This is a genomic window from Nicoliella sp. ESL1113 (genome assembly GCF_058509245.1).
This window is the reverse complement of the sequence record NZ_CP196387.1, coordinates 383,754-404,209: the sequence shown is the minus strand read 5'-3', so window position 1 is coordinate 404,209 and position 20,456 is coordinate 383,754. Positions and strand designations below refer to the sequence as shown.

Annotated in this window: 2 protein-coding genes; both read right to left on the bottom strand. The window is 47.1% G+C overall.

All coding sequences use genetic code 11. The annotated features are described in order from the left end of the window. Window positions 1-219 precede the first annotated feature (219 nt). Entirely contained in the window at window positions 220-1,122 is a 903-nt protein-coding gene (locus ACSYTJ_RS01455; protein ID WP_491720122.1) for a DMT family transporter, read from the bottom strand. Between the two features lie 101 nt (window positions 1,123-1,223). After that, on the bottom strand, window positions 1,224-20,417 hold the full coding sequence (locus ACSYTJ_RS01450) for a hypothetical protein (protein WP_491719983.1): 19,194 nt from the start codon (window positions 20,415-20,417) through the stop codon (window positions 1,224-1,226). Window positions 20,418-20,456 lie beyond the last annotated feature (39 nt).

Below are 20,456 nucleotides of genomic sequence, written 5' to 3'. Positions count from 1 at the left end.
CTAGTATGGCTCCCATGCCCCACTAGCAAATAATAACGCTATTTACTAGTGATAAGGTTCGCACGTGAATAATAGCTCTCCTTGACCAGCAAATAGCATTAGTCTAGGAAGAACTTTCGATTAACTAAACTGACTTTTAACCCTAATAAACACATTTTACGAAACCCCAATCCGAATATTTATTAGTATTATTTTAACCTATTTCTCATTTAATTACAATTACTTTTTAGGAATTGTACTATTCGGCATCGCTAACACAAAGACGGTGCTTAAGATCAACACCCCACCAACCATTTCTAAAAAGTTAAAGTTAGTGTTTAAAAATGCGACCGAACCAATCGTAGCCGATAGCGGTTCGAAGGTATCTAACATCCCCGCCACCGTTGGTGAAACGTACTTCAAACTAGTCGTAAAGCAGATGAATGATACCATTGTACCAAAAATGACGATAAAGGCTACTCCGATTAAGCCCCCCACTGTAAATTGAGGGGGATGCACCCAAAACGGATGCACGATCGTAAATACGACGCCACCAATCACCATTGCCCAGCCAACGATAATCATTACGTCATAGCGTTTTAATAAATTCACTGGTAGCATCGTCTGTAGTGCGCCAGCTAGCGCTAATAATAGTCCTAATGCTAGGGCATGCCCGCTAATCGCCAGGTGCAACAATTCACCTTTTGTCACCAATAACCAGGTTCCTAACAATGCTAGGGCCACCGCAATCGATTCGTTTTTAGATGGCAAGTGATGGTAGATCACGGCCGTTAAGATCACAATAATGATGGTCCCTAAACTCTGCAAGATCGTCGCAGTTCCTGCATTACTCGCCCCCACCGTTACCAAGTAAAAATATTGCACGGCTGCCAGCCCGAACAATGCATATACGACTAGCAAAGCAGCATCATGTGGCCTTTTCCACACCTGTAAAAGCGGTTGTTTTTTAATTACTCGTCCAAATAGCAAAATTAAGATTCCAGCAATTGACATTTTAATGCCCATTAACCACTCTGGTGAATAGCTAGCATCTTGAAATAAAAATTGTGAAACTGGTCCTTGAATCCCCCAGCAAACGGCCCCGATAATTGCTAGGATGGCACCAATCCCCTCGCGTTTCACTTGCAACAAAATCGCTCCTTAAATGTTAATAATCTTTATTCGAACATCCCACAAAAAAACGGGAAATAAATTCCCGTTTTTTTGGTTTAGTTAGGTTCACCCTAACTCATTCTATCGTTCATTAAAATTGACTCTTTCACAATCCGATTAATATCAGCACTGGTTTCATTCGTAATATCGGTGATCCGTTCAACGGTTCTGGCATCATCAATATTCTTATAGGCCTTTGCTAATAATTCATCAATCGTTTCCTTCGCCGTATCGATAATCACATCATTAATGCCGGTTAATTTAGCTAACGCGTTTTGTGAATTTCCACTCAGCACTTGCTTAGAAGCACTTTGTGAAAGTTGCAATTCACGTGAGCTAACCGTCTTGATCTGTGATTCAAATTTAGCCCTGGAAGAATCTACGACCCGTTGAATTTCAACGGCTGAGTAGGCTTTATTGACCTTATTGTTCAACAGGTCAACTTCATTTTGAATTGCCTTAGTGATCGTTTGCCGCGAAATTGCACTAACTGAACCCAAGGTGTTAATTACCGCCTCGGCGTTGGCACTAATTTGTGACTTCGCATCAGCCCGATTGGTATCCAGTTGACTATAGTTGTTCTCGCTGATCAAGCGGTTCAAATTGCTAATCGTTAAGTCGATCAACTCATTGGCCCGATGCTCATCGTTAGTCCCCTTCAACTCGAACTTAGTTCCGTCAGCAATTTGTGCAATCGACTTGTTCATCGAATAACGCGTTGCTTCATTAAACGCATCGGTCAGCATAAATGCTGAATTAGCGGCTGAATCAACCATTGATTCGGCACTGCTCCGGAGTGAAGAAACGTAAATTCCAGCAGCGGAGTTCGTCGCACTTTGTAGTGCTGCCACTCCAGAACGGGCAATTTCGTTTACTTCATCTTCATCTTCTGCAGCAGCAATCTGCCGATCGGCGATACTAGCGGTCCGACTGACGTATTCATTCACAGCACTAGCTGCACTACTGTCCAGACTAGCGGTGGATGCATATGCAGCATCGGCGGCACTCTTAATTTGGAGCTTGAATGAATCGCGTTCATTTTGGGCAGCCAAATTATTTGCCATTGCCATTGCACTACTAATTACACTCGTAATCGTAGAATCAATGGCTGAACTAATCGCGCTCGTCCCAGTCGTAATCGCAGCGGAAGCTTCTTCTACGTTTCCAGCAATGTTCAATTCAGTATTAGCAGAGTTGGCCAATGAATTGATCACGCTATTAGCAGCTGACTTATCACCAGGGGCCAACGTTGCCGTCCGCCCAGTGGCTGAATTAGCAGCACTTACGATCAACGAGTTTCCACTTGCCTTCACATTGCTTACGGCCACACTCGAAGCTTCATTAATGGAAGCAATTCCAGCGCTGGTCAACATTTGAATTTCAGCTAATTGGTTCGTTTGATCGATATTTGCATTCGCATCACTGGCAGCCATACTAATGGCAGCATTGGTCAACGATTGTGCATTCGAGCTAAGCCCATTCACATCTTGATATGCTGCCGTAGCGGCATTCATGATCTGAGTCTTGTAGCTATCCTTAATGTTGAGCAAGTTAGCAGACAATGCTGAAGTGACCATCTTTTGGATCCGTTCAATCGAATGCTTAGTATCGTTGATAATATCAACCGTGTTCGTAGCGATCGTAATGCGACCACGAATCCCTGACATTAAGGTATCAATGGAGGCAATTACGGCCTGCTTAGCATTTGGTTCCATCGAGTTCAACGCTTGATCGGCATTATTAGCGGCATTCGCTAATTCAGCCCGTGCAGTTTCACGCGCAAAATCAATCGCAACCGTTGCAACGCTACCAATCAACGCATTCGCACTGTGGAAGGTTGAAGCAACATTACTAATCGTGATTGCATCGCTAACGTTGGCACTTGCAGAATTAGCAACTGATCCCGTCAAACTATTGATTTGACCACGATTATTGATACTCAAGACCCGTGCTTGACTGTAAACATCACCGGTCAAGCTTTCCATATCAGCAGCAAATGATTGTTTAGCATCAACTACGGCACTACTATTCTTAGCGGTGTAATTAGCAACTAAGAACTTCATGTTATCAGCAGCACTGTGCACGTTATCGAAGATTGCCCGTGGGTTATCCTCGTTCACAGCAAATGCCTTCTTCGCATTATCAACTTCGAAGGCCACTGCCTTGTTAGCCAATTGCTTGAACTCATCATCCATCACATCAATTTGTGCGTATGCAGAAGCAGCGTAGCTAGTCGTTGCTTCATTGGCAGCTGCGGCTTCGAACATGTTAACGAAGCTGTTCATTGAACTAGCAGCATCGCTGGCTAATTGTGAATCCAGCAACGAGTTGGCCGGATTCATTGCGATCAAGGTATTTGCCTGGGTCGCTGCACTGGAGATCGAAGTGCCTAGCTCAGCAATGTAGCTGGAATTCAAGTTCGCAGCCTTATTATTAGCGGATGAAGCAGCACTGGCAACTACTGAGTGGGCAGATGCAACTGGATCTTTAACAACGTATTCATTAATCAAGCTATCCATTGCACTTGCTGCGGAGTTAACGTCCGATAGGGTCGCCTCAGCTTGACCAAAGTGCAAGTTCACTGCACTATGGGCAGCACTGGCATGCAAGCTGATTCCGTTGACTGCGACTGGTCTTAACGTATCGTTCAAGACGTTCGCAAGCGAAGTCGCAAAGCTAGCTTGTGAATCGATCGATGAGTGGGCATAACTGTTTTCGTTATTCTTCACTAATTGATCGATGGCACTAGAAGCATTATAAGCATCCAACGATACCGTCGCAAAGTTACTACTGTCACTATTGACCGCAGTAATGGCTTCATTGACCACGCTCGCAACTGAACTGTAAATCGTGGCGGATGAGTCATCAAACATTGAGTCTAACAAGTGGGTCGCAGCACTCGCAGCACCATTTACGACCGCCTTGGCAGAGGTAACCACGAATTCACGGGCCACACTCCCCAATTGCGTCATCGTCTGATCAGTAATTGAAGAGATTACATTCGCATCTTCAGCGGCACTGGCGAACTGAACGTTGGCATCAGCAACAACCGAGAGGACTGCAGAACTGAACGCTGCTTGGTCTTCGCGATCCATCCCCGCTAAAGTATCAGCAGTGGATGCAATTTGATCGGAAATCGTGGCGTTCGCAGACGTACTTGGATCGGCTGCAATCGCACTAGCGGTCACGCTGTTGATCGTAGAAGCGGCGTTGTCAGCATCCAAGGAAGCGTATGCAATCTCGTTAGCATCACTAGCGATTGCGGAGCTAGCGGAGTCAACTAACATGTTGATCAATTGGCTAACTTCGTTTCTAGTCGCGGTGTTATCCAACCCTTCGATCTGGATCGCAGCAGAATCCCCCGCACTCACTACGATTGCGTTTGCGGATTCAGCAACGTAACTACTTGCGATCGAATTAAAGGCGTGTTCAGCGGTGCTAGCTTGTGAACGAACGTTGCTCCAGTTGCCCGCAGCGGAATTAATCGCACGGTTAGTTGTATCAACGATGTTCAACAAGCGGTTGTTCAATCTAAACTCTTCATTGGAATCGATCAATGGTCTTAGCTTATTAACAACTTGATCCGCTGCCCGAGCGATTTCTAAGATTGCGTTGGCAACTGGGTCAGATTCGACCGCTTGCTTAGTAATCTCAGCAATTCGCACGGCAGCATTTTGGGCATCCAAGTAGGCAAAGAACGGATTATTCGCATTTTGCTGAATCAACTTCCGTGCATCACTGACCTGCGTCCCAATCGCAGAAATGGTTTGGTTCCGCTTATGAATGTCGTCAATTTCAACCGCACGGTTATTGGCAACGTCCAACGCCTTGTTAACGATTTCAGTCGCGGTCTCAATGATAAAGTGCTTTGCAGCAGCCTTTAAGAGCTTCTTAGCTTCATTGATCGTCGCTCTTGGATCACTTTGGCCAACTAGGTTGTAGCTAGCAGAACTAGCGGTACTAGCGGTGATCGATGCAAATGACGCCTTTGCGTGCCCACTAAATTCTGCATCGCTCATCAATGAATCAGCCAGCTTGTAGATCGTGTTCATTGCAGAAGCATTGTGATCAGCAGCAATTGCAGCATCCACTAGTGAATCGGCCTGTGATTGAAGGTCGGTTACCCGTAATGACACGACTGCTGAATCGTTATTATCAGCAACCAATGCAGCACTCGTAGTTGCGGCCACACTATTGATGGCATTTTCAACTAACGTGTAGTTATCGACCGTTGCGATCTTAAAGTTAGCAGAATCAACGATCGAATTCATTGAACTACGGGCCGATGCTAGAACGTACCCATTGACCAAGCTATTCATCGCACTAGCGGCAATTTCAATTGCGGCTGCCGAATTACCGAACGTATTGGCCTGGTTCTTCGCATTGTTTGCGATCCGACTAACGGCACTACTAAAGTTGGCCGTACTATGGGAGTCCATAACCCCGACCTTATCACTAGCAGAACTAGCCTGACTCGCTAATTTTTGATCAAATGCGAGGCGTTGGTTCGTAGCCACCGCGGCGCTGAATTGACCATCCAATGAATTGATCGCATTAACGGCATCTAAAGTTGCCAACTGGAAGTCGTAAGCGTCAGATTGAATCGTTTGTTTAGCAATCATCTGCAAGTAATCCAGTTGTTGTACAAAGCCTTCATCAAAATTAAACTGTTGTTTAACATCGGCAACCTTTGCTGCCACCATTCCAATTGCAGATTGTGCAACGTAGGTGGAAGCAATGTTTGCAAATATTTCTGAAGCAGAGTCCAATACCCCATCGTTAACGGAACTTAACGACTGGTTCGTAGCCCGAATTGAAGTATTAGCACTGTTGATTGCACTACTAAAGTTAGCAGCTAAGCTCCCAGATAGCATCGTGGCTTGATCAGTCGCGCTACTAAAGGCTTCACCGATAAACTGATCGAACGTAAGGTTCGCATCGCTTTCGGCTGCATTGTTAGTAACTGAATTAATGGCCAAGATGGCGTTATCAATATCTAATGCAACCAGTGAATCATTCCCTGCATCCTTTGCGATCACAGCATTCGCATCGCTGACTTGATTATTGATCCAATTAGTGGCCTGCGAACGTTCAACGTTGTTAGCAACCGCATTGACCAGAGTCATTGCAGAACTAGTTGCCGAATCTAATACCACTTGTGCAGATTCAGCTACGTAGCGATCAGCAACTGAGGCAATCGCACTTTGGGCTTGACTCGCCAATTCTGAAAGTGACTGTGGATTAGAAGCAGCCTTACGGAATGCATCGGTAGCCTGCTTACTTTGCTTAGCAACGGCACTTAAGAAGTTCATGTCAGCCAAGCTGTCGCTCATCAATACCCCGTGGGTAGCTGAGTCAACTAGTTGATTGACCCGATCGATTTCAGTCGCTAATGGTTGGTCTGCAATCAAGCTGTTCGCCAATGAATGCGCAGCGACCTTCCCATCATGGGCATAGAGCGAAGTCGCAAGTGGGTTAGCAGAATTAGCAATTACCGCACTGTTTGCGCTCACGGCAGCATTACTGATCACCGCTTCGGCAGCATCATTATGCAAAATAGCGACCCGATGGGCAGCGCTGCTTACCGCAACGTCTAGATCAGCCAACGCAGTCTTAGCAATGAAGCGGTTGGCAACAGAATGCATCTGTTGATCAGCACTGGCAATAACTTGTTTTTGGTGCCGATCATCAACGACTGAGATCCCAGTAGCGGCACTAACGACGCTGGCCACTGCACTGCTGAACCAAATTTGATCCGCACTGGCAAAGCTCGTAGCAGCCTGATTGATCTTAGCCGCAACGGAATGAACTTGATAGCTGAGTGCTGCTTGTGGAGCGGCATTAACCGCACTCTTTGCAAACTGATCCATTGCAATCGAACCATTATCAGCATCCAGCGAAGCAAACGCACTATTATCGCCATCGCGTTTTACCATTTCAGAATAAGAACTAGCGATCGTAGCGAGTGAATCGGCTAGGCTAAATTGACTGATCAACTGGCTAGCACTGGAATGGGCACTTTGCAATTCCGCATTGGCAGAATCAACCACGTAACGGTGTGCCAAACTCCCTAACTGATCAGATGCAGCAGCTATCTTTTGATTAACTAGGTTTTCATCGTATGGCGTCCGATCAATCTCATCGTTCGCAACGTCTACTGCAGAGGCAACCGCGCTACTAAAGTTAGCAGAAGCACTTGCGTTTTGAATTGCACCGATGCTATCAGTAACCGAGTCAACGGTTTGTTGAACCGCCCACTTAGCATAGGAAACTAAGTCATCGGAAACTACGTCAGCGATAAAGTCGTTCATTTCATCCTTAGCGTTGCGACAATCCAGGCTAACCGTTGGTTGAACCCCTGCATCGCTATCGACCATACTGTTATACTCACGAATGAATTCTTGAAGCGGTTCAACAACTTGTTCTGCCCCCACCCCGTATTGTTGGAAACGTTCGGTCGCAGAGGTAGCAAGCGCGTCTAATGAATCGTAACCATCGTTTGCAATGTACTTTCTGGTCATCTGCGTGAAGGCATCGGCAACTGAATCAGTCAATTGATCTGCAGTCGCGTTATCCAAAACGATCTTTTGGTTCATTGCATTCGCATTGCTAGTCATCGTTGCAACTTCACTATCGAAGTTAGCCCGCACCGAACCGCTAATCGAGGCTACCGCACTCGTGGCTGAAGTAGCAAAACTAGCTACGGCAGCACTCGTGGCGGCTTGTGGATCAGCTGCAACGAGGCTGGCAACGTAAGTCGTCAATTGCTTCTTGCCACGTTGTAACATCAATTGACGAGCATTGTGGTCGGCTGCATAGTAGTCGATCTGATTGTTCATCAACGAAGTGAGTTTGGATACGCCACTAGCAAATGAAGCGTCGTTATGCGTTGCAAACCAACTTAAGGCAGCCTTCGCACTATTGGCAAAGCTAGCCACTTGACTTTGGGCATCATGAACAGTGAATTGCTGTGCAATGCTGTTCATTAAAGAAGCTGTCGAATCAACGGTCACGTTAATTAAGTCGTTATTCATCCCCGCACCAGTGATATCAGCACTGGCCCGACTCGCCGCACTGGACATTTGTAATTGCATCCGTGTTGATTCAACGGCATTTTGCAATCCGTTAGTCGCAGTCAATGAGGCAGCGACCGATTGAACATGGTGGTTGGCAGAAGCATAGATATCACTAGCAATCGTCTTGTTCAATGCATTCGAGACGCTGCGTTGCATATTCCGCACATCCAATGCTAAGAGGTCATCATTAAATGCATCCTCAAGAATCGTTTGGTTGGCAGCGATGCGGAATTGTTCGATCTGGGTCCGCACTTGTTGACGGACATCAACGTTCGCAAATAACTGCAAGGTCTTTTCTGCATCCGCAACGATTTGACTAACCGCGGATTCGGCAGAGGTCGCCATGTAGCTATCCGCAATACTTTCAAAAGTAGCCACGGTCGAACTCGTTGCTGCTGATACTAGGTTCGTATCACTAGCAGCATATGAGACCATCCCGTTGGTCTGTGAATTGATCTTAGCAGCAGCACTACTGAAGTTAGCTTGAACGCTATCACTCAGCGTTGCCAAGCGATTTGCCGCAGCACTAGCCACTGAATCCAATAAGAAGCGTGTCTTAACGGCTGGATCCTTAGCAGCAGCACTGGTAAGCATGCGGTTCAACTCGCTGATTCCATTTTCCAGGTCTAAATCAACGTAGTCGGCACTAGAGGCATCGGCGCTGATTAAGGAACTAAAGTGTTCCCGTACAGAATCCATCCCACTGGCAATGCTAGATTGTAACTGCGCATCACTAAAGTAACTTACCGTCGCATTAGCTGAATCGAATTTGCTACTCAATTTCGATTGGGCCAGTGAATTGCGGTAGTTAGTGGCTAACTTGTTCATCTTGTTGGAAGACGAATGGGCAGCCTTGTTAACTAGGACTAAGTTCTTGCTTACTAAGCTCACGGATAGGCTGGCTTGATTAGCCACACTATCGATGGCACTAGTAAAGTTGGCCTCATCCAGTGGACTTCCTGCTGCCATGCTATTCATTGCGGAACTAGCAGCACTGGCAATTAGGTATTGCCCCGCAGCAGCTGGGCCTTCACGAACCATTGAATCAGCGATGCTATTAATGGTGTTGATTCCATTTTGCACATCAATGTCAACTAATGATTGATCGGCGTTATCGCTGGCCACGTTTTGCTTGATATCGCTAACAACGTTGTCAATTACTCCAGTAAAGTTACTCCGCAGCTTGGCGTCACCAATCTTGCTCAAGTTAATAATCGCAACGCTAGCGGTCGATTCGATCGCAGAGTTAGCGTAACTGGCAACGTAACGGTTAGCAGCAGCGTTAATGAAACTAGCCGTTGAAGCAGCAATCGACGCATTATTAGCGTCCGCCCCAAATGAAGCCTGAGCGGATTGCGCTGCCAGCGTCATGCTGAATTCAACTGAATCGCTCCAGTTCAAGCCAGTCGCAAAACTAGCTGCAGAGGAGTAGATCGATTCAACGCTACGCTTACCAGCGGCAACTGAATCATTAGTGATCGCATTATCTAAGATGGCGTTCGCAGAACTGATCGCATTGTCAGTATCCAATGAGACCGCCCCAAAGTCAGCGTTATCACTTTGAATATTGATCACGGCTTGGCTAGCAATGGCATGGACCGCACTGTAGGCCGAAGATTGGGTTACGAAGTTACTCAATTCTTTGACCTGGGCATCTAACTTCACGGTTGCTTTTTCAACCGATGAAATTGCCTGGCTTGCCACATATGATTGTGCCAAACTATCAATTTGGCTAAAGGCTTGTTCGCTATTGGCCAAAACGTTGTTGGCATCAAATGAACGAACCACCGCATTAACGGCACTACTGAAGTTCAAGTAGTAATCATCAGCGACTTGTTGATAACCATTTTGCACCGCTGCACTCGCCTTATCAGCCACCGCGCTCAATGCCACGGCATCGCTTTGGTCGGCCACTAGTGAATCGGCAAGGCTGGTCAAGTGGTTTTCAATATTGAGCAAGTCGAGTTGAATTAATTCCCCGCTGTGGGCATCCTTGTGCAGAACGTTTTTAGCGCTGGCTTCGTAGTTAGCTAATTCAGTCTGGGCGTTCAAGTACCCATCACTGTTCAAGAAGCGTTTCAATCGCGCATCGGTGGTGCTCAAGAAACTAGCTAGCTTGGCTTCCGCTACGATCGTAACGAAGTTATTAACAACTTTTTCAATTTTATCGGTCGCATCATTTAATACGTTATCGACATCTTCGTCATTAGCAAAACGACTGTTGGTATCGGCAATGATGTCTTTGATCTGCTTGTCCAACTGGGTCGTTTTCCCTAAACCAGCAGTTGCTGAATATGCTGAATCAGCAGTATTGCTGAGGTAGATGTTACCAGAAGCGACTTCATCGGTCGTGGTGATGAATTGGGCTGCAGAATGAATCGAATCAATCGCATTTGCAGCATCTAAGGCCATCAAAGAAGCGTTATTGCGATCCTTAGCAAATTCATTCGCAACGTTGGTCAACGTATCGTTAATCGTCTCATTGGCAGTTGCGGATGCCTCTTCATTATTAAATTGATTGATGACACTGTATGCCGAATTAGTAGCCGCAGTTACCAATTCAGAAGCTGAACTGGCAACGTAACTATTCGCCACGTCGTTGATCGAAGTCACCGTATTGGATTCGATCGTCTTGATCGATTGATCATCAGCACCCAATGCTGCTAAGCTAGCCCGCGCTTCGTTATTAAAGCGGTTCATCGCACTACTTAGGTTCGCAAATGCAAATGAATCGAGACTACCGACGCGTTGCATTGCAGCTTCCGCAGTCGAAGCGATCACTGAATAAGCACTCGCAAATGGTTGGCTAGCAACTACCGAACTAGTGACTGAAGCAATCGCGCTAGTCCCTTCCTTTACGTCGAGGCTGATCAATTGATCGTCAAAGGCGTCGTTACTAATTAATTGGGCAGCTGAGTTCGCACCAGAGTTAAGCAACTTATTGGCATCTGCTCTGACCTGTCCCTTGATTTCTCTCAGTGCTGCATTCGCAGAGCTAGTCGCATTCGCTAATGCAGAATGGGCAGAGGTTACCAGATAGTTGCTAACCGTTGAGTTAACTTCCTTATCGGTTGCGGTAATGATCGTATCTAACGTCCGATAATCAGTTACCCCATGCGCAGCTTGGCTGGCTTGCCGCGCCACACTCTTGATCGCACTACTGAAGTTATCGGCAGCACTCCCGACTAAGTGTTGAGCCCGACTATTGGCAACCGTTACAAAATCATTAATTTGATAGGCGGCACTAGCCGAAACGTTAGCAACAACCGCACTATTCGCAGCGCTGTTCATCAATTGACGAGCGTTATTTAAGTCTAATTGAACAAATGGTTGTGAATGGGCATCCTGCGTTACTAGATTTGCAATACTACCTTGAATGCCGTCCAACGCATTTTTAATCGGAGCGGCAACGGAGGTCGTTTGGACACTTGCGATTCGTTCGTCAATGGCGCTACGAATTGAAGCCAGGTGGTCCATCGCAGAATTAGTAACGTAGCTGTCCAAGAGTGAATCCATTTGCACCGCAGCTGCTTGACGCACCGTCTTGAGCGTTTCGGGTTGGTTCCAAACCGTCTGCATGTTATTAACGGCCTTACTGGTGATGTCAGAAACGGCACTACTTAGGTTTGCACTCGCTAGGGAGTTCAGATTTTGGGCCTGGTCGGTCACGGAACTAGCGTAACTATCTAAGACCGCAACGGCACTGGCCACGTCATCGTCTTGAATGGCTGCACTTGCTAGTCTAGCCATTTCATTTTGACCGTTGATCACGTCTAAATTGATCAACGCTAGGTTATCGGTATCATTTTGAATTCTTAAGCGGTATTCATCGATCGTATTGGCAACTTCGGTAAAGGCCTTACTACGCTTGTAGTTATCGGCCAATCGGTCAATTTGTTTTTCAGCTTCGTTGGCAGCATCGATCACTTGATTGATTGCCCCTTGGGCAGCATGGAAGTTAGAGATGTTACGCATTAATTGAGCTGCATTTTGTAATGCTTGTTGGTTGGTTGTCGCATCATCAGGGGTAAAGCTATCCACCGCCTGTTGTGCCACGCTTGCGATCGCACTGCTAAAGTTAGCGGCATTCCGCCCACTAAGCGACGATGCAATCACGGTCGCACTACTGCGTACGGATGCCAAACTATGCTTTGCAGCAGCCATTGGTGAATTATTGACCGCATCGCTTGCAAGGTGTTCAACGGTGTTAGCAGCATCATAAACTGCATCGGCCACTAACGAAGCAAAATCACTGTGCAGGCTGATTTGTGAGTCAGCAGAACTCAATGCACTATCGATGTAGGTCTTTACGCTCAACGAATCGTTCGCAGCTAAATCAGCTGTCTGAGCGCTCGCCGAAGAAGCTAGGTCCCCGACGGCACTATAGGCGGAACTAATCATGTACGCATTGGCGAGGCTCGCAATTTGGCTGCTGGCCTGGCTAATCACGTTATTCTTATCGGCGAACGGCCCGATCAATGACATGTTCGCATTGCTGGTCAAACTAGCGACCTGCTTATTAAACCGAATTTGTTGGTCAGCAGCGAGTGAACTCATCCCGTCGGTTACTGAACTAACCGCCTTTTGAATCATTACGCTAGCTGAGGCAACGGGGTCTTTTTCAATCGCATCGTTCACCATTGAAGCAATGGCACTAGCCGCATTGTTCGCATCTAACGAAGCAAACTTAGCATTATGGGCATCAATCGACACTGCTAAACTAGCCTGTTGACGGTGTTGGTTAATCGCATGCAACAAACTATTTTGATTATTCGTATCGCTGATCACATTAGCACTGTGGTTAGCACTCGCTAACGTCCTATCCAAGACCGCATTGGCGGAATTTTCAATGAACCGATTGGCAATCGAATCTAACCCGAGGCGATATTCAGCGATATCATTTGGACTTAGTGCTGCGATCTGACTATCAAAGGTTACCACCTGAGTCGCATTCAAGCTGCCGACCTTCACGTGGGCAGAAGATAGCGCCTCACTATTAGCAATTGATTGCATTGCTCCTGAGTCGGTCGCAAATGCAGAGGCTGCGATCGCACTAACGGATTTTACGTTATTGTAGGCATCCAAGCGTGCCAGTTGGTAATCAAAGGCATCGCTCTTGATCATCAAGTCGGCCTTCTTCAACTGGTATGCAATCTGGCTATCAACTTGGCTACGCAAATCAGCATCCGCAATCGTTGCTAACTGATCAGTAACGTTTTTGGCCTGACTGTGAACGTATCCATTAGCAGACTTAGCGATTGCTTCGCTGATCAAGCTTTGGATCGTTTCGCCAGCGTATTTGATTTCTGAATCGATACGCTTGGGACTATTCAATTGGTCGGCTAGGTATGCGTTGGTCCGACTATTGATACTACCAACGGCACTACTGAAGTTAGCACTGGCAAATGAATCTAAATCCCCAACTTGTTGAGCGGCGGATGAGGCCAAGGACTGTAATGCAATTTCAGCACTGGCCGCCCGATTTTCTTTAAAACTTTCTACTAGACCTGCAACCATTGATTGAATCCCATTAACAGCAGCCATTGAGACTGAGACTGGGTAATTGGTATTAGCATCGATATTGTTATCAAGGTGTTCAACGCTTTGCTTAACCGTACTGATCAGATCGGATTGGGTATTCCCCTCTGCCAATTGACCGGCCTTGACCATCAATGAATCAGCGGCACTAGCAACGGCCGTATGGGCAGAACTGGCCACTACTAAATTGGCGATCTCACGCATTGCACCAGAGGCAGAGCTGATCACCATCATTACGGCGTTTAGGTTACTGTAAACAGAACCCAGCTTTTCATTCGCCTGGTTCGCCACACTATCCATTTGCATATCAGCGGTACTATCGGTGTGGCCAGTTAATTCGGTCAACACGGAATTGGCACTACTGATCTGTTCGCTGATCGCTGAATTGGCAAACGCGATCGAATCATTGGCAGCGGCTTCAGAAGCAGTCGAATTAATCGCACTGACTGCATTTTGAGCGTCCAATACGATTAAATCAGCCGTACTGCCGTCCTTTGCAACCTGGCTAGTGAATTGTGCTTGATAGCTGCTAGTGAGCGTTACGGCACTGTTAGCAACCGCGCCATTGTATTGATTAGCAGCACTAAATAGATCAAAAGCCGCCTTACTAACGGCACTGGTAGCCCACGCCCCGTAATAGCTATTGGCAACCGAGGCGATATTGTTTTGAATCGAACTTACGGTCAGGGTCAGATCTTGACTATCTGGATCCCTGAGCTTACTAAGTGGTTCAACCACCTTTGCCATCGCACTTTCGTAGTTATCGCTTTGGCTTTGCGTCATTAAATATGCATTACTAAAAGCATCACTAACCGCACTGTTAATGACGTAATTAGCAGAAGCTAATGGATTGTTCAAAATTGCTTGGGCGTTAATTTGATCGATTTCAAGAACCGCGTTATCAGCATCGAGAGCTGCTAAACTCGCATTGATCGCATCGTTTGCAACCACCTGCTTGAAACTTTCGGCAACGCCACTGAACTGGTCGTTGATCCGCGCTGCATTTGATGAATCGGCAATCGCTTCGGTATTGACCTGCGCACTACTGATCGCACTTTGGATGACTGAATTAGCGGAATTCGCAAAGTAAGATTTACGCAACTCGGTAAATTGTGCATTAGCGGAGGCGGTAAACGCAGATACGGCGTTCGAATCCGCTGAAACGGTCGCGATATTTTGAATTGCGATCCGTGCCACACTGGCGGCTGCACTACTAACGTTACTTTGTTCGATTCCATCCCCATGCGCAATTCCAGTCAACTGTTGAGCGGCCGAATTGATATTAGCATTGATTATCGCAATTTGGTTATCTTGATACTTATCCAAAATCCGATCGAGGGCAATCATTGCGTTGTCGATATCTAAAGCCAAGTAGGCAGGGTTTGTGATATCCGATTCGATCTTACCCATCGCATCAACGATGGTCTCCTTAATCGCTGCTTTTCCAGCGGCCAAATTAGAGCTGTCCTGCAATTGGGTCCGAACAGCATCGGCCTTAGCATTGATTCTTTGACTTGCGGAACGTTCTAGGTAGTGATTAGTAACCGTCCCGATTTCTTCAAACATGCGTTCCTTGGCACGATGGTTACCAACGAACCGATCTACGATTTGTTGAATTTCATTTGCGGCCACTAAGGAATCGTGGGTCGTCATCGACCCCATGCGTTCAAACGCTACGCTCGTTGCGCTGGCGGCGAGACTTCTAGTCGCAGCCACCGAGTCGTTAGCGATTGCAGAATCCAATAGTGAGTTAATGGCTGCAATCCCGTCCTTAGCGTCTAGACTGGTGTATCTAGCGTCAACAACGTCAGCCATGATCTCAGTATTAGCAGAATCGACCGCCTTATTGATGGCAGCAGACGTACTGATCTTAGTAACGTTGCTTAATTGCAACACCGCTTTATGTGCAGTACTAGCAGCAACGCTCACTTCAGCCTTGGCATTGGAAGCGTGATAGGCATTTACAATCCCCGCCATTGCTTCGCTCGCCACTGCTGATTGGCCACTAGCGGCACTTGCAGCACTATTGAGGGCACTGTGCATGTTGGCAATCGCAAAGCTATCCATGCTGCCAGCATAGTCAAAAGCGGATTGTTTCAAGTGATCCAGCGTGTGTTGGTACTTAGCTTCGCCACTTGCGTTCACGATTTGATTAAATTTTTGGTTTAAGGCAGCAATGATGTTATTGGCATCCAAAAGCGCCAAATCAATGTCATGGCTATCGTTTTGGACATTTTCCAGCCCGTTTTCAATGATCGCATTAAACTGCCCTTCTAAGTTATCGATCGGCACGCCTGAATAAGCCCGCGCAGCAGCCAAGAGGTGTTCGCGTGTATTTGCGATCATGTCAGCCGCATAGGCAGTGACATAGTTATTAGTGGTCGTCTGAATGGCAGTCACCGCTTGGTCAGCAACGCTTGATACTGCATCATCAGCGACTTCGGCAAGTTGGTGGGCGTATTGACTATCCGCACTGGCAATTTCACTACTGAGGTTCGCAGCAATGCTCCCCGAGATCGTAGCAGCCGTACTGTTAGCCTGCGTTACTACTGAGCGGAGGGCTTGATCAGCCACCGCATAGGAATTAGCAGCGACTTGGCTGGTCACTAGGTTATCTAATGCAAGCAAGACATTGTTAATATCGGTGTTCAAGGCCTGGGAGTGGTTCAAATCAGCCTTGAGATGCGCATTGATCTGATCGGTGATCGAATCGACTTGGCCTGCCAATGCCGATTGGTCTTGACCCCGTAGGTGTGCCAATTGGTGTTTAGCATCAACGGCCGCTGCACTCACTTGTGCATGCACGGAGGATAACTTAAATTGGTCGGCTAATTGATCTAAATTAGTCGCAAGCGATGCCAGTCGTGGTTCAACGACGACTTCATTATCAGCATCGGCAACGGCTGAGTGGGTCGCAGAAACCAGCTTAGCAACTTGGCTATCAAAGTTTAAAGCCGCACTGCTGTTTTCAAAGCGCCCCCCTGCACTGGCACTCGCGGTCAAGGAGTTGATCTTAGCCACCGTATCGGCAGCCAAATCATCGCTAACCGCAGCACTGGTCATTGAGTCTAACTTGCTCAAGGTGTTTCTTACATCGGTATTAACAACCCTTGGTAGGTAGGAGTCCGCCTTGATTAAAGTGACCCCGTCTTGGGCCATCGAATGAATTTCGTTTTTGGCATCGAGTAATTTCCCAGTGTCTTTGATGTTTGATACCCGCGCATTCGCACTACTAGTGGCGGATTGCACAGTTTCAAGCGCACTGGATGCGATGTGTGAGTTAGCAATCGAATCAACCGTTGCGCTGAGGTCTGCAGCGGCATTGGAAACTTCAAATTCGTTGTCAGCACTATTGACCCGACTGGTAGCCGAACTAGCTGCACGGTATAAATCACGGTCTAGGGCGACTGAATCAGCTAGGTATTGCCCAGCCATCGAGCTGGCGGAGGCCACCTGTGAATCGATCGCGTAGTTTTGGGCAACTTTTGGTTGGTCGCTGAGCGTATCAAAGAAGAATTCCTTCAACGCCTTGATCCCATTTTGGCTATCTAATTCAGCGAATTGAGGCGTTAAAGCGTCCTTTTCGATCAATTGCGTGTATCTAGCAACGATTTGGTCAACGGTCGCACCAGCGGTCAAATTAGCGGCCACTAAGCGATTTCGCACATCATCGGCAACTAGTGTTAATTCATTGGTAGCTGAACCAATGACGTTGTGTTTAAAATTCCGTTCGTTTTCATCATGGGCAACGCTGATCAATTGGTTGACAGTCGTGCCATCTTTGATCTGGCTGATCGTTTCACAATTAGTATCAGCAGCCTTGGCAACCGCACTGCTAAAGTTAGCAAAGTCAAAATCAGCAGCGGAGCGTGCTGAAAGGACCGCCGAAGCATTGCTTTGGACCTTTCTGATCGCAGAAGCCTGTAAATCACCAGTAACGGTGGCATCCACGAACGAATCGATCGTAGCAAAGCCATTTCTTAAGTCAAGCAGCACCATTTCAGAGTACTTGGCATCCTTATTTACGTTAGAATGCGCAATATCAACGTAGTGGTTGATATGCATCGAAGCTTCTGTCCCTAAGAGACCAAACGAGTCCAAGTAGCGACTGGCAGAATCAGCCGCACTGCTTAGCGCCACGTTAGTGTATGACAAAGTATAACGATTTAAGATCGAATTAACGGTCTGGCTAGCTTGTGAAGCGACTTCATTATGGTCATGGGTCGAAGCGAGGTTGCTCAACGCCCGTGAAATTTGCTTGTCGACTTCACTGTCAGCATTGGCGTGATTATAGTCATCGAATTGAGCGGTCGCCTGCGCAGCGGAACTAGCGAGTGCGTTGACGTTGGAATAAGCAGCGGCAACGATGTCGGCTCCGACATAACGCGCGGTGATGCTATCAATGGAAGAATAAGCGGAACTCATGGCAAGCGAGATCGTGGAAAGGCGGTCCGCTGCCCGATTCAAGGTCGCAGTCAACGAATCTTGGATCGAAGTAACTGCACTGGAAGCCTGACCCGCAATTTCAGCATCCCCAATGTGTTCCATGTAATGATTAGCACTACTTGCTAGGCTCCCCATTTCTGATTGGGCGGAATTGACGTTATAGCGGTTGACGATTTCATCAGCAGCTAAGGATGCGCGTTCAACGTCTTTGCCCAGGGCATTGGCGTTTCCGATATCTTCGTTCATTGCCGAACTAGCCGCACTCGTTACCCCTGCAATTTCACTATCTGCATTATCACGACTAAGCGAGTCTAAGTAAACTCCCTTTGAAGCGGTGGAGCTAAGTACGTCTTGCACTGCGTAATAAGCAGAAACGGTCGGATCGTTATCCACTAGCGCTGAAGCAACTGAATTGATCGTGTCAACGCCTGAGTTCGTTGCTAAATAAACGTTCTGTGATTCAGTCACCGCCCGTTTTGCGTCCGTATGCAACTGGCTGACCTGACTGGCAGCAGCCGTTTGATCAGCAACGTTACTGAGTTGTTCGATCATTGAATGAGCAGCATTTGAAGCCGCATCTAGGCGCTCGAATGCAGCTGAGGTCGCATAACTTCTGATAACTTGGGTAATCGTACTATCGATCTTTTCACCGATCTGTGTCAAGTCGATGGCGGCATCCCGATGGGCTAATGCATCGCCATAGGCTTGTTGAGCAGCCACGTTGACAGCACTAGAAGCATTCAATGCCGCATCACCGTGCATCTGGCTCAACTGGTCGTTAGCTAATGCGACTGCACTGGCGATCGAATGAAGCGTCGCAGCATATGGATCACCAGCCACTGCTGAAGAAGCCATCGAGGCAATCTCATGGCCAGCAGAACGGATGGTCGTTTGTAAAGCGTCTGGTTGACTTAATAGTCCGGCTACTTGTTGGTGTACTTGAGCTATATAATTATTGATCGTATTAGTAGCAGCGGCCTTTAGATCAGCCGATAGGTGGTCAATGACTGCAGCGGCAGAAGCGTCCGCAGCACTCAATTGGCGAGTAACGTAGCGATCATTGACGGATTCACCGATCTTCTTGATCGCATCGGAAGCAGCAGGAATCAAGCCGTAGAAACGATCGACCGCATCGGCGGCATTGGAATTGATGGCCTTAGCACTGGCTAAAACAACTGCAGAAGCACTGGCGATCATACTATTGGCATTCGATAAATCATCGCCACTTAAATAAGCAACTGCACTAGCAGCAGCACTGGCGTATTCGGAAGTCCCAGCAGCAACTAGGTCGTTCCCATAACTATTAAAAATAGAGCCCATTGAAGCGATTGCTTCATCAACATTGCTGCTGACACTTTCTGGTTCTGCTACGTTAGATTCAACGAGGTCATAAGTGGGTGCGACCACGTCTTCCATTGCAGCCAGGGCATCTTGGGCCACGGCATCGGAAACCTTTACTAAGTCGCTCTTAAAGCGGTGGTAAGTCGCTTCGATCGCTTCGTTCGCCGATGAAATGACCGCAGAACTTGCGATCGATTCCAAATCTCCAACCCCACTTTGGGCCAGTGATTCAGCTCCATCAATGTCGGCAGCTTGGGTCTTGATGGTATTAATAATCTGATCCACAGCGCTCGCAATGGCGGAATGCGCAGCATCGGCAGAAGGCGTGCCGAGGATTTCCGTCTTGGTCACTAAGGAATCAGCAGCGCTGGTCAAGACCACGTTCGCTGATGAAAAATTAGCATTATTGATTGCACTATTAAGAGCCGCAGTGAATTCATTCACTCCGGAAACGGCTTCTGATGGCGTCGCATAATTAGATGCTTCTCCATAGGCAGAACCCGCAAAATATGAAATGGCGACATTGGCACTACTTTTGGCAGTATCTTCTAAGCCTTGTGCGCGAGCATTGGCATCAGCAAAGGCATTTGAAATTGCTTGGTTCGCATATTCAAAGACCACTTTTTTAGCTGCTGAATTAATTAATGATACCGATTTAGATGTAAGTGATTGGATAATGTCGGTTTGGGCCACATCGGTAGCTTGGATGTCTGAAGCCATTGATTGCACAATGGCGTCAATTGATTCTTTAGCAGCCGCTCCGTACTTACTATCAACACAACTAAATGCTGCCACCGCTGCGCTAGAAGCGTATGATAGTGTGTCGCTAGCTGATGAATTTATTTGATTAGCTTCTGATCCCATCAGTATTGCACCTTCCTGTTAACGTTATTAATAATGAGT

Excerpts from the sequence above, each read along its gene's own strand:
- ACSYTJ_RS01450 (WP_491719983.1), bottom strand. The coding sequence starts at position 20,417 with ATGGGATCAGAAGCTAATCAAATAAATTCATCAGCTAGCGACACACTA.